Here is a 13,180-nt window from a genome sequence, read left to right on the forward strand (position 1 = left end):
AAAAAATAAAATATGATGAAAGCAATCATTTTAAAAGAGTTTGGATCTGCCGACCAGCTGCAAATCCAAGAGTTGGAGATACCAGCAGTAAAGGAACAAGAAGTGCTGATCCGAGTAAAAGCAATAAGCATAAATCCAGTAGATATAAAAACCCGCGAAGGCAAAGGGGCTGCCGGAAAAATCGGAGAGGAGAGGCCGATTATTTTGGGTTGGGATATCTCCGGGATTGTAACGGAATCGCGGTCTGAGAGGTTCAAAGTTGGCGATGAGGTATTTGGAATGGTCAACTTCCCCGGGCACGGTAAAGCTTATGCGGAATATGTATCGGCACCTGCCGATCAACTGGTACTAAAACCTGCATCAATAAGCCATATCGATGCAGCTGCAGCTACGCTGGCGGCTTTGACAGCATGGCAGGCCCTGGTGACCAATGCGAAGATTAAAGCTGGAGATCGTGTATTAATTCATGCTGCGGCTGGTGGGGTAGGAAATTACGCGGTACAGATTGCCAAGCACCTTGGCGCCTATGTAATTGGAACTTCTTCCGGTGCAAAAAAAGATTTTGTACTTAGTCTGGGTGCAGACGAGCATATAGATTACACAGCTGTTCCTTTTGAGCAGGCCACGAGAGATATTGATTTTGTGCTGGACACCATCGGCGGTGACAACATAGACCGGTCTTTGAAAGTGATTAAAAAGGGGGGCACGATAATCAGCATTCCTTCCGGATTCAGAGAAATGGTGGCCGAAAAAACAAAGGATTCAGGAATTAACGGATATTTCATAATGGTGCAATCGGATGGTCAGGATATGCAGCAGATTGCAAGGTTACTAGAAAATGGTCAGCTTAAATCTCATGTATCGCAGGTCTTTGATTTCGAAGATATGATAATTGCCCATAAAGCACTGGAAACCGGGAGGACGCAAGGGAAAATAGTTGTCAGGTTATAATAAGCCTGAAAAAGGAAAACGGGAATGATCTCCGACCATTCCCGTTTAATCTAAATTAACGCTCTCATATACTAAAGCGTTCAAAACAATAAATTATTGTGCCGTTCTAAAATTAATTCATGATTTTTCTAAATCATCACTACTTTTATAGAATTCAGGCATGCAAGACATATTACGTCAACATATAGAGAAAATAGTGTCATTGAGTGACGAGGAATTTGCTTTCGTACGTACTCATTTTACAGCCAAAAAATTTAAGAAGCACCAATTTCTTATACAGGAAGGTGAACCTGTAAAATACTTTTATTTTGTAGTTTCCGGGCTTTTAAAGCTTGTACACACCGATAATACGGGAAAGGAGCATATTGTTTCTTTTGCTATGGAAGATTGGTGGGAAAGTGATTTTTATGCGTTCTATACACAAACTGCAGCAACACTGTCGCTGGAATGTGTAGAAGATACAGAAGTACTCTGCCTGTTACTCAAAGACTATAAAAAGCTGTGTGACGATCTTCAGAAGATGGAACGTTTCTTCCTCGAGAAATCAAACTATGGTTTTATCGGGTCACAAAGACGTATTATATCGTGGTTAACGTCAAATTCTAAAGAGCGTTATGAACAGCTTCTTAAACAGTATCCCTCTCTTGTACAGCGAGTACCTAAAAGTCTGCTTGCCGCCTACCTCGGTGTTTCCCGCGAAACATTGAGCAGACTGTCTCCTTAATGCTGTGATATAACTCACTTTTTATTCGTGCGCTTTGTCAAGAGCCAGTTCCATGGGTTATCTGCAGATTTGCATATAAATTTTAAATAAGCGCCAGTGTTGGTGCGAATTCAAAGCCCTAATAAAATGGAAACAAGAAATATTAATCCCTGGAAATGGCAGGATACACGTAGTTACTCACAAGCTGTTGAAGTTAAAAATGTCGAAAGTACGCTGTATTGCTCAGGCCAGGCGGCTATAGATGCGAATGGAATATCAAGTAACGAAGATATGAAGTCCCAGCTCATTCTGGCATTGCAGAATCTGGAACAAGTGATTCAGGAAGCCGGTTATGAATGCAAAGGTATTGTCCGGTTGAATATCTACACGACCTCAACTGCCGAACTTTGGCCTCATTTTGATATTTTCCAGAACTGGATAGCGAAACACGGCATTAAACAAGCAACGATCCTATTAGAAGTAAAAAGTCTTTTCGAAACATTAAAAGTCGAATTTGAAGCTACAGTAGTAAAATAACTGAGATCAGAAAAAGTGCTTTTAATCAAAGGTTAATTATGTCATGCTCGGGTTTCGCTAAGTTTAGATTCATACTTCCTTCACTGTTTATTCATAGTTCCTTCATACTTCCTTCAATCGAAATTGAAGGAAGTATGAACGGACATTGGATGCAGTCCGACCAGGATCCGCAATAATGACGAAATACACCTTCTCGTCTGACGATAAACAGAATAAATAGGAATACTACGAATTGCTCAATCATTATTGATAGGAGAAGAGCGCAGGAATAGTTCTTTAATTTTATTTGTAAGGCTTAAATTGTTTTTCCGACTAAGCCATAAAAACAATATGAAAATTCAAAAAATGGGATACGCTTTTGGTGTAATTGCGACATCGTTAGTATTATTATGGATTGGTATTCTGAAGTTTACTGCTGCGGAGGCTGCCGCTATCAAACCTCTTGTAGAGCATAGCTTTTTAATGAGCTGGATGTATAAAATTGCTTCGGTAAATATCGTATCAGTTCTAATAGGTCTGTTTGAAATAGTCACAGGTCTGCTCTTATTGCTTTCTTTTCGGATTAAAATAGCCGGAAAAATAGGAGGGTATCTCGCGTTAATCATATTTCTGACAACAATTAGCTTTCTTGTTACCACACCTGGGATTTGGAAAAAGGTTGATTTTGTACTTGTAACCGACTTTTTCATTCTAAAAGACCTGGCATTTCTAGCTATATCCTTACAGGTAATTGAGCGTCACTCAGATTAATATCTCTAAAAGTTAGTTATACAACTTGAAAGTCAGTTGTATAACTAACTTTTAGTTGTGTAACTGAAATATAAGTTATACCTTCGGATATGGAAGAATTAACCAGAAGCGAAGAAAGGGTAATGCAGGTCCTTTGGAAACTGCAAAGCGCATTTGTCAAGGATATTATTGAAGCACTGGACGAGGAGCCGAAGCCACCATATAATACAATCTCCTCCACAGTAAGGTTGCTGGAGAAAAAAGGTTATGTATCCTACAAAGCGTATGGAAAAACTTATGAGTATTTTCCTGCGATAAGTAAGGCAGCGTATACAAAGACAACCTTCTCAAAAATGTTTGCTGGATATTTTGATAGTTCACCTGCAAGTTTACTCTCATTTATGGTTAAAGAGGAGCAGTTAAGCGAACAGGATGTTGAAAATCTCAAAGCTTTGATCAAGAAAAAATCCTGATCATGGAATTCATCTATTATCTGCTGAAAGTCAGTATATGTCTGGCGCTTTTTTTCGGAACTTACGTGCTGTTCTTAAAGAAACTAAGCTTTTTTAAAGGTAATCGCGCGTATCTGGTTGCCACATTGCTGCTCAGTTTTACGATTCCTTCCCTGAAATTTGAGCGAAGTCCGGAGATTATTGCTCCCCGGTTTTTTGGCGACTACGATACTGTAGAACATATATCAGGTAAATCACTTTCACCAATAGTGATCAGTGATGCGACTGGTTCCCTGTCACTTTCAGATTTGTTTTTTTACACATATCTTTTAGTTATGCTGATATTTTTGTCAGTAAGCTTCTTTAAAATATATAAGTTAATCCGGTATGCCGATGCTGAGTTTACCCGTATCGACGGTTTAAAGGTCATTTATAAGAAAAGCGGCTTTGTTAACTGCTCCTTTTTTAATTACGTTTTTATAGATCGGGACAGTCTGACAAAAAATGAAATGCAGATACTGTTAGCACATGAACGGGTTCATGCGAAACAGCTGCATACGCTCGATAAATTAGTTTTATTGCTTTGTAAATCGTTGCTGTGGTTCAATCCAGTTATTTATTGGTATGAAAAGGATTTAGAAGAGGTACATGAGTTTGAAGCCGACCAGATCACAGCAACTGAGTTTTCTGCTGATACCTATGCAAACCTGCTTATCGGACTTGCTTCAAAGAAACCATCAAATCCAATTCTCCATAGTTTCAGCAGGCAGCCACTTAAAACCAGGATTGTAAGGCTGTTTACAAAGACATCATCCCCTAGATTGAGGTGGTCTTATTTAACCATTATTCCATTACTTGTTTGCCTAAGTTGGATATTTGCATTTAAAGCGCCTGATATCTCCCTGAAACAGGTTGCCGGGAACAGCAATTTTGTGTTGGTTTTGGACGCCGGGCATGGGGGTACAGATAAGGGAGCTGAGGGTGGTGGCATTTTGGAAAAAGACCTGGCATTGCTAATCTTGCAAAAGGTGAACAGCATTGCAAACGAAAGAAATGTTAAAGTTGTCACGACGAGAAATATAGACCAGTATCTATCTTTAAAGGATCGTGTTAAATCAAAAGGCGATCTATTGGTTTCATTTCATCTGGGTCAGGATATTGATCCTAAAATTAACGGAATCCAGCTGCTGGTTGGAAATGCCGGCGCAGATAGTGTAAAACGTAAAAGGTTAGATCAAATTAGTTATCAGTTATATAAAAACTTAAGTCAGCTCAAAGGAATTGCAGTAGACAACACACCAAAAGAAGTTGAAAGCCTGTATATTTTAAACAAAAGCAGCGCGCCGGCAATTATCCTTGAATTAGGTTATTTAAGCAATAAAAATGACAGGGATTATTTGACTAACCCCGTAAAACAGGAAGAGTTAGCAAACACAATCGTAAGTTCTATAATAGAATACAACACCATCCTAAATCGGGAAAAATAGCAAAATAACATGTTTAAATTCGCAAGCTTTCTTTTGTTTGCCGGTATGTTTTTACTGGTGAACAGATCCTCCGCGCAATATAAAATAATTGTTAATGTATCTGGAGAAGATGGCTCGGCGGCTGCCATATCGGTTACGATTACAAATAAGGATAACTTTTTGAAAATAACACGAACGGACATTCTGGGCAGGTTCATTTTTAATGATCTTAAAAAAGACAATTATCTGCTCTTATTTTCTTCGGTAGATTTTGGGGAAATACAACACAAGCTACTACTGGAGGCAGATACTGTAATTAGTGTAAAACTCGAAAAATCGGCAATTGAGTTGCAAAATGTAGAAATTCGGTCTACAAAAGCATTAATAGAAAAAAGGGTAGACAGGACAATTTTTAATGTAGATGGGAGTGTAGCTGCAATTGGAAGTGATGCACTGGAGCTAATGAGCAAAGTTCCCGGCATCCGGGTTGTAAATGACAGGGTTTCTTTAGTCGGCAAAGGAAGTATCAATATTATGATTAATGATAAACTCACGCCACTATCTGAAGATGATTTGGCTAACTATTTAAGATCTATTCCTTCAGATCATATCTCCCGAATTGAGGTTATCACCAATCCTTCTGCTAAATATGATGCTCAGGGGAATAATGGTTTGATTAATATCGTGTTAAAGAAATCTGTTGCAGAAGGATTTAAGGGGGCAGTAAATCTCGGTTTTACTCAGGCGACTCATCATACTGGGTCCGGTGGTGGAAATTTAAGCTTTAGAAAAGATAAAATCACCTTATTCACAAATTTCAATTTTCGTAAAGGCTCAACCGTTCCTTTTGAGCAAAGCAGTATTTTTTACCCCACGCAGACCTGGAACATAGTGAATAAAGACCGGAATTTTCGAATTGTACCCAGCGGACAATTAGGTCTGGATTATCAGATTTCAAAAAATACAATTGCCGGAATCTCTTATAATGCCGGGCTGACAGATTTCCATTCTGAAGAAAATATAAAAACAACAGTATTTAATAAAGCAGGGGCGATAGATTCGCTATTGAATTCTGACGCCAATGCCAAGATCAAATCGAATTATAAGACGGCAAATTTTTATTTGAAACAGTTAATTGATACAATGGGTAAACAGCTTGTTATTAATGCAGACTGGTTTAAGTATAGAGATGATAATCAGCGATTTTTCGATAACACAACTTATAATCAGGATGGTGGGATAATTCCAGGATCATTTGCTCAATATCTTTCGTCAAGCGGGCAGAATATCGATCTATATACCTTAAAGGCTGATGTGGATTTACCATACAAGGCATTTACTCTTTCTTTAGGGGCAAAAACGAGCTTTATAAAAAATAAAAGCGATGTATCCTTCTACAGGATGAAGAATGATATTTATGAAATTGATAATAGTCAGACCAACCTTTTTAATTACACTGAAAATACGCAGGCACTTTATTTTAACCTGAATAGAACCATCAATAATTGGGATTTTCAGATGGGATTAAGAGCCGAGTATACGCAGATAGAAGGTGTGTCTGTAAATTCAACAACCGGCGATGATTATCTAAGGCTGTTTCCTACTTTATTTATAAGCTATCGGAAAAATGAAGAAAGTGAGTTTTCTTTGAACTATGGACGCCGTATTAACCGGCCAGCTTATAAAAAGCTGAATCCTTTCCGATGGTACAGTAATCAATATTCCTATGCAGAAGGTAATCCATTCCTACGACCTTCTTACAATAATAACATAGAATTATCCCATACCTATTCCAAGGTTTTAACTACTACATTGTCGTTTAATAATACCAATGATGGGTATAGTAATGTGAATTTTACCGACGTAAATACTAATATTCAGATCTTGCGCCCCTTGAATTTAATTACCAGCTATCAGTATCAGTTGAGCAACTCTATTATTTTTAACCAACTGAAATGGTTAGAAAGCGTAAATCAGCTGGATGTATATTATGTTAGGTCTAATTCGTCTATTGCGCAGACTTTGCCGGGTTTAAATGGTTTTGGGGCTTATTTTTCTTCCTCCAACCAAGTTGTGTTTAATAAGGTCAGAACAATGATGGGGGAGTTGAACTTTTGGTATCAGTTCCCCGGAGTTAATGAACTGAATAAAATGAAAAGTCAATATCGTCTTGATATTGGATTTAAAAGACTGCTTTTAGATAACAAACTCCAGCTTGCATTGAATGTATCCGATATACTGAAAAGCGGAAAGGAAAGATATAGTAGTATAGTCAACGGCATAGGTCAGGAGTATAAAAACTATTATGATTCACAATATTTACGCTTAACAGTCAGGTATAATTTCGGAAACGAAAAAATTAAGCAACAAGATCATAAGCCTGGTAATGAAGAAGAAAGACGTCGGAGTAACTGATTTACAGCTGATCATTATTTATATTGCGACTTCTGGCGATTTAGTAATGGCAAGATGGCCCAATTAAAAGCCTTTGCTGTTAAAAAGGAATAACTTTCAAAAGTGATTAGTATGAAAAATAAAATATTATTATTCGCGATAATTCTAATTTCGTCACTGACTTCTGAAAAGCTGGCAGGACAGACGAAAAAAGACGTCTATTATGTCGTAGATACCCTAAGTACTGCTCCTAATAATAAGATTGCTGAGTTGGGGACGGAAGGAAACCTTAAGTATATAAGTTTTTATTGCAAGTGTGTCCCCCCTTACAACAGAAATTTAACTTTCGTTTACGATCCAGGTAAACAAAACGTTCAGATTCTTAGAGAAATTAATCATCCGACTCTTTCATGGAAGGATTTACAAGAGTTAATCGTAAAGGCCGGGGCTGAGTTTAAGCATCAGTATAATCTGACGATACTAGAAGTACTACCCGACAAAACCTATAGATCAGCAAACGTTAGACTGGTACTATACCCCGAAACTACCGTGGATTTTGAGAAGCTTTAGCATTACCATAGCGTTTGAAAACTTCCACCTAAGAAGAAGTGATGTTGACACATTTCAGTTTAAAGTCTAATAAAAAAAAAAGCACAAGTTATATTTAAAGATGAAGTGAACCCCAAAAGTTGGACAAAAACTTTTGGGGTTCACATCAAAATGACTTGTGCTTTTCTTTAATTTTTAAAGGCCTGAACAAACCTGGTAATGAATATATGACATGTTAGCTATTTCTCTTGTAGAAAATCCACCAGCCCAAAACATTTCAGCTCCCATGTCAAATGCATATTGAAGACAATTTCTAGAAGGTGCAAGTCTTCCAGTAGATGCATTTAAACTTGTTGACATTAATAAAACGATAGCTAATAATCCGAAGTACTTTTTAGTTGTTTTCATAAATTTAAATTTTAGTAAAAAAATACACTGTAATAGATAAATCAAATATATACCTAAAATAATTTCCCTTTTTGTTATAATGATTATTCGGGAATATTAAGTTATTATTTGCTGAGGTCAATCTATTATATGCTTACCATAGCTGCAGGTTAGACAAGAAATAGGTTAAACATAAGCAAGTTAAAGCCTGCTCTGTTCACTTGTTTCCCCCTTAAGGGCTTTACTCTTCAGCGCATTATTACCTAGGTTATATTTGAAACTGAACCGGATGTTTTGAGTATCTCCGTAATAGGTAAATGAGTTACGTTGATCGGCGTAATTGGAACTTACCGTCATTTTCTCACCACGGTAAACATCGGATATCATCAAGCCAATTTCCGCTCTGTTGCTAAATAGTTTTTTACTGGCACTAAAATTTAGACTGCTCATAGAACTCACTTTGGCCGGGCCTTGTATGCCACCTGTGGTAAAGCTGAAGTTGACGTTAGCGCTAAATCCATCGCTTTTGCTAATTATATATTGCTGGTCTATATTGGCGTTTAATGAATTGGTCCGGTTGTAAAGCATAGTCCCATCGCTTAACTTGAAGCTGCTTTCAACTCGGTTCGGTCCAGCCTGCAGGTCGATAGTGAACCAAGGCGCTAGTTGGAAGTTGGCGCTAAAATCGATACCATAATAGCGGTTTCCAGGGATGTTAGTAACCTTTTGGATCAGTAAATTATTTACATTATCCTGGAAAGGTAGTTGAATTGTGGGGTTTTGTTCATAGCTGTAATAAGCTTCAGCCCTATAGTTACCTTTATAAGCATAACTTATGCTAAGCTTGTCGGTAATAGCCGGCTTGAGCTTCGCATCACCTACCAGGTAAGAATTTGGGCTGAAATAAGTTTTTGAAGGATTTAGATAGCTGTATTGCGGACGACTAATCCGCCTGCCATAAGACAGGCCTAAAGTATGACTGTCATTAAGCTTGTTCTGCGCAAAGAGAGTCGGGAACAAATTGTAATAACTCTGTCTGTTCATCTCCTGCTGTTGGCTCGAATTTCCCAGTGTGGCGGTGTGTTCAGCGCGTAGTCCCGCCTTTAAGCTCCAGTTTTTGATTTCCTTATGGAGACCGATATAACCTGCCAGTACCGATTCATCATACCGGTAAGTATTGCTGAGCGCGGGATCGGCAGCAAAACTACCGGGCAGGTATTGCTGAAAATCCTGTTTATTATCAGCGTTCACTTTGCTATATTTTAAACCGCTTTCCAATTCAAACAGCGGCATATTGTTACGGTAATCCAGCTGGGTGCTAAACAACCGGATCTGCTGATCATTGTTGTTTTTAAACCGGCTAAAGTAAGAATCCGCTACGTGGTAAATTGTACTGATATCTTGATCTGCCCGGTTAAGATCTTTCGTGAAATCTGCATTCAGATTCAATGATTCTTTAGCTGAGAAACGATGTTCATAGGAGATATTATAAGCCTTATTACTGCGTGGTGTAGACCGTTCATTTCGTGTGTCGAAGCTATAATTATACTGTCCGTTTTCATAGATAGCTGTAGGGATCAGGTAAAGTGCATGATTCTTTTTTGCAATATATCCGTTTGTGCCGATTGTGATAGTATTAAGACTGTCCGGCGTATACTCCACATTAAACCGATAGGTATGCTCAGCATCTCGGAAATTCTTTCGCCTGAGTGTATTATACCAGGTCTGCTGCTGGACAACATAATCAGTTATTTCACTGATCTCATTATAAAAGATTCCATTACCAAAAGTATAATTGGCAGCAGCAGCAAATTTCTGCCCTTTTATATACTGGTTTGTACCGAAATTACTTTTAGCATAGATTCCCTGGGTGTGGCTACTATTTATTGAGCCTTTGTAGCCGCTTTGCAGGTTGTTTTTTAGTTTAATATTGATAACTGCGCTACCAGATGCATCGTATTTTGCGGGTGGGTTAGTAATAATCTCTACAGACTTGACTTCGTTACCACCGGTACTTTCCAGAAATGCTTTCAATTCATCACCGGAGAGATAAACTTTTTTATCGTTAATGGTCACCAAAATAGATTTACTGCCGCGCAAGGAAAGTTCCCCGCCACCGGACTGGACCCCGGGCGCACGTTTAACAATCTCCCAGGCATTAGCGGATGATAGCACGGTATTCTCTACACTGAATTCCACCCGGTCTATTTTACGTATGATCTTAGGTTTAATGGTTGTGATTTGTACTTCGGCAAGCTGCGAAACCTCGTCTTGTAAATTTATAATTGGCAGCTCCATATCTCTATCCACCTCAACTGATTGCTCAAAGGATACAAAGCCGACTACATTGATCAATATTTTATAATCATCCTTGGCTAGTCCTGCGAATTTGAACGCTCCGTCCGGGGTCGCAACGGCCCGTTGGTTAAAGCTGCTATCTTTACTGCTCTTCAATGTTATATTAGCATAGGGAACAGCAATGTGTTTTTCGTCCCGGATATGACCTGACAAAGTAAGATTTTGTGTGAATCCTGCCATAGGCAGTAATAATAGAGAAAATAAAATGCGCATAGTGTTTGATTAGATGCCTCAAACCTCTATAAACCTGTACTTGCTTTTGGTTAATGCTTTGTTAACGGTAGGTTAATGGCTAATGAAAATTTAGGAATAACCTGGAAGTCCAATATCTTTAGAAAATGAAACGGAAAATAAAGTACTTGATCTGGGGTTGCAGCACAGCCATAATAGCGTTAACTGCTATCCAGACGTATTTTATTTACAATACTTATATTCTTAAAGAGAAAGACGCGGAAACATTGGTTAGGGCAGAACTCACCCGGATGGAGAGCGAAATAAATATTGATTCGATCCGGAATGACTGGTTTACACAGGCCGAAATACTTGTACGTACAAAAGGTGCTGAAGCTGCGGCCGCTTTTCTAAGTCGCGGTTCACCCGCAATTAGCAGGCAGGTTAGTGCTTATATCAGAAAGAATAAAATTTTAGAAAAATACAAAACCACTTATGAGGTAATTATTCATAAGGTTTCTCTTCAAGGTGATGGTTCCGTGCTAAATCTGAACAACAAACGTTGGTTTGCAAACGGAGTCGTTAACGGTGGCCACCAATTAATACTTCATGATCTGATTTCAAATAGTGATGCTGACGGAGCTCTGGTACGAAACTTTAATTCACGGTCAACTTTCACTATTCATGGCGGCAGTAGTAGTATTCTCCGTGAAATGCTTGGCTTACTTATCTTTTCGGTGGTCCTGTTAACGGTAGTGATCCTGCTTTTTTATTTTTCCATCAGGAGCCTGATTACGCAGAAAAAGATAGCAGATCTGCAGACGGATTTTATCAACAATATCACCCATGAATTTAATACACCCTTAGCGACAATGGGTATTGCGCTGAGTACGGTCAGGTCTCAATTATTATTAATGGAACATAACAGTATCAGCTCGAATGGATTAAATGTTATTGACCGCCAGTATCACCGTTTAAAAAAATTGATAGATCAGGTTGTTACGCATACAGGTGTAACCGGACAGCTGGTACTTAACAAGGTAGAAATACCGTTATTGGATTTCCTGGAAAAACTGCTCGACGACTTCCAGTCAGCTCATCCCGGCATTGAGCTTATTCGCAAACTTAAAGAGGTTCCCAAAGAAATTCTGGCTGATCCTTTTTATCTCACCACAGCGATAACCAACCTATTGGGAAACGGAGTGAAATATGGTGGTACGCAACTTATAGTTGATGTGATGAAGCAGGAGGATCGCTGCCGGGTTATGATAACGGACAACGGAATCGGCATTGCACAGGCAGATATCAGCAATATTTTTCATAAGTTTTACCGCGTGGAAAAGGGTGATATACATACCACCAAGGGGCTTGGCCTTGGTTTGTTTTACACGCGCAGCATAGCAGGCGCTCACGGTGGAGAGCTCAGCGTTCAAAGCATCCCCGGGACAGGATCCACTTTTACATTGATTATTCCTCTCGCATGAAACATATTTTAATGACCGAAGATGACCTGGATTTTGGCGGTATTCTGAAGCAATACCTGGAACTGGCGGGTTTTAGGGTAACATGGAAGCTTCATGGTGAGCAGGCACTGGCACATCTGAAAACAGAAATTCCTGATATCTGCGTGCTAGACGTAATGATGCCAGTAATGGACGGTTTCACATTAGCGGAAAATATTATATTGATATACCCTGATATGCCCTTTGTTTTCTTAACCGCAAGGAGCCAAAAGGACGACCGCCTTAAAGGCCTTGGATTAGGTGCTGATGACTATATAGTTAAACCTTTTGAAGCCGAGGAGCTCGTTCTGCGGATCAAAAATATTCTGACACGTAGTACGCAGGCGGGAATGCTTTTACCTGAAGTTCTGCTGCTTGGACAATATAAATTTGATCATCAAAGCCTTTTATTGATACACAATTCCGGTAATATTCGCCTGACTGAAAAAGAAGCCTTACTACTGCGTCATTTCTACTTGAATAAGAACCGGTTGATTAAGCGGGAAGAGATCCTGTTACAGCTATGGAAAAGCGACGATTATTTCTCGGGGCGCAGCCTGGATGTGTTTGTAAGTAGACTGCGCAAATACCTCAGTGCAGATGACCAGATTTCACTGTCAACAGTAAGGGGGATAGGATTCGAATTTAAGTATTAACTCAGATTTCGAAATTCATTAGGACTGTGGCCGACATGATGTTTAAATGATCGGCTAAAATGCTGAGGATATTTAAAACCTAATTCATAGGCGATCTCACTTACAGACTTCGAAGCATCAAATATCATCTCTTTAGCGAAGTCCATAATTTTAAATTGAATGTATTCCTATGCGGTTTTACCTGTTTCCTTTTTGATTAAATCGCCGAAATAGTTTGGAGACAAGTTGAGTTGATCAGCACAATAGGCGATTGATGGCAACCCCAGTTCCTTTGATTTATCTGAGTTGAGATATCCACTCAATAACTCTTCAAATTTTTGTAATA

General features: G+C 38.9%; 13 protein-coding genes. 10 read left to right on the plus strand and 3 right to left on the minus strand.

Annotated features, from left to right (window positions below; translation table 11 throughout):
- Positions 1 to 12 precede the first annotated feature (12 nt).
- The 8 genes from BLR53_RS06595 to BLR53_RS06630 all read left to right on the plus strand — a co-directional run bounded on the left by BLR53_RS06595 (position 13) and on the right by BLR53_RS06630 (position 7,802).
- The gene (locus tag BLR53_RS06595; RefSeq protein WP_218122972.1) at positions 13 to 951 is read left to right on the plus strand and encodes an NADP-dependent oxidoreductase; all 939 of its coding nucleotides are present in this window, start codon (positions 13 to 15) and stop codon (positions 949 to 951) included.
- A gap of 160 nt (positions 952 to 1,111) precedes the next feature.
- Positions 1,112 to 1,675, plus strand: a complete 564-nt coding sequence (locus BLR53_RS06600; protein ID WP_037444374.1) for a Crp/Fnr family transcriptional regulator — start codon at positions 1,112 to 1,114, stop codon at positions 1,673 to 1,675.
- Between the two features lie 126 nt (positions 1,676 to 1,801).
- Positions 1,802 to 2,191, plus strand: coding sequence for a RidA family protein (locus BLR53_RS06605; RefSeq protein WP_074588571.1), 390 nt, complete (start codon positions 1,802 to 1,804; stop codon positions 2,189 to 2,191).
- 330 nt (positions 2,192 to 2,521) lie between these two features.
- Positions 2,522 to 2,941, plus strand: coding sequence for a DUF417 family protein (locus tag BLR53_RS06610; protein ID WP_074588168.1), 420 nt, complete (start codon positions 2,522 to 2,524; stop codon positions 2,939 to 2,941).
- A gap of 89 nt (positions 2,942 to 3,030) precedes the next feature.
- Positions 3,031 to 3,393, plus strand: a complete 363-nt coding sequence (locus tag BLR53_RS06615; RefSeq protein ID WP_037444372.1) for a BlaI/MecI/CopY family transcriptional regulator — start codon at positions 3,031 to 3,033, stop codon at positions 3,391 to 3,393.
- A 2-nt stretch (positions 3,394 to 3,395) separates the two neighbouring features.
- The gene (locus tag BLR53_RS06620) at positions 3,396 to 4,859 is read left to right on the plus strand and encodes an N-acetylmuramoyl-L-alanine amidase (RefSeq protein WP_074588171.1); all 1,464 of its coding nucleotides are present in this window, start codon (positions 3,396 to 3,398) and stop codon (positions 4,857 to 4,859) included.
- 9 nt (positions 4,860 to 4,868) lie between these two features.
- Positions 4,869 to 7,253 carry an outer membrane beta-barrel family protein gene (locus BLR53_RS06625; RefSeq protein WP_083332026.1) on the plus strand — a complete coding sequence of 795 codons (2,385 nt, stop codon included), beginning with the start codon at positions 4,869 to 4,871 and terminating at the stop codon, positions 7,251 to 7,253.
- 102 nt (positions 7,254 to 7,355) lie between these two features.
- On the plus strand, positions 7,356 to 7,802 hold the full coding sequence (locus tag BLR53_RS06630; protein ID WP_143007835.1) for a hypothetical protein: 447 nt from the start codon (positions 7,356 to 7,358) through the stop codon (positions 7,800 to 7,802).
- A 174-nt stretch (positions 7,803 to 7,976) separates the two neighbouring features.
- Here BLR53_RS06630 and BLR53_RS06635 read toward each other — a convergent pair whose 3' ends face one another.
- Both BLR53_RS06635 and BLR53_RS06640 read right to left on the minus strand, forming a co-directional pair.
- Complete coding sequence (locus BLR53_RS06635; RefSeq protein WP_037444367.1) at positions 7,977 to 8,189, minus strand: hypothetical protein; 213 nt, start codon at positions 8,187 to 8,189, stop codon at positions 7,977 to 7,979.
- A gap of 180 nt (positions 8,190 to 8,369) precedes the next feature.
- Complete coding sequence (locus BLR53_RS06640) at positions 8,370 to 10,739, minus strand: outer membrane beta-barrel family protein (protein ID WP_074588180.1); 2,370 nt, start codon at positions 10,737 to 10,739, stop codon at positions 8,370 to 8,372.
- 125 nt (positions 10,740 to 10,864) lie between these two features.
- Here BLR53_RS06640 and BLR53_RS06645 point away from each other — a divergent pair, with 125 nt between their 5' ends.
- The gene (locus BLR53_RS06645) at positions 10,865 to 12,181 is read left to right on the plus strand and encodes a sensor histidine kinase (protein WP_074588184.1); all 1,317 of its coding nucleotides are present in this window, start codon (positions 10,865 to 10,867) and stop codon (positions 12,179 to 12,181) included.
- Positions 12,178 to 12,855, plus strand: a complete 678-nt coding sequence (locus BLR53_RS06650; RefSeq protein ID WP_074588189.1) for a response regulator transcription factor — start codon at positions 12,178 to 12,180, stop codon at positions 12,853 to 12,855. The genes BLR53_RS06645 and BLR53_RS06650 overlap by 4 nt, the downstream gene beginning before the upstream one ends.
- Here BLR53_RS06650 and BLR53_RS20265 read toward each other — a convergent pair.
- Complete coding sequence (locus tag BLR53_RS20265) at positions 12,852 to 13,016, minus strand: helix-turn-helix domain-containing protein (RefSeq protein ID WP_342342063.1); 165 nt, start codon at positions 13,014 to 13,016, stop codon at positions 12,852 to 12,854. The genes BLR53_RS06650 and BLR53_RS20265 overlap by 4 nt on opposite strands.
- Positions 13,017 to 13,180: the final 164 nt, after the last annotated feature.

The sequence above is a fragment of the Pedobacter antarcticus genome (assembly GCF_900103515.1).
Taxonomy (GTDB): Bacteria; Bacteroidota; Bacteroidia; order Sphingobacteriales; family Sphingobacteriaceae; genus Pedobacter; species Pedobacter antarcticus.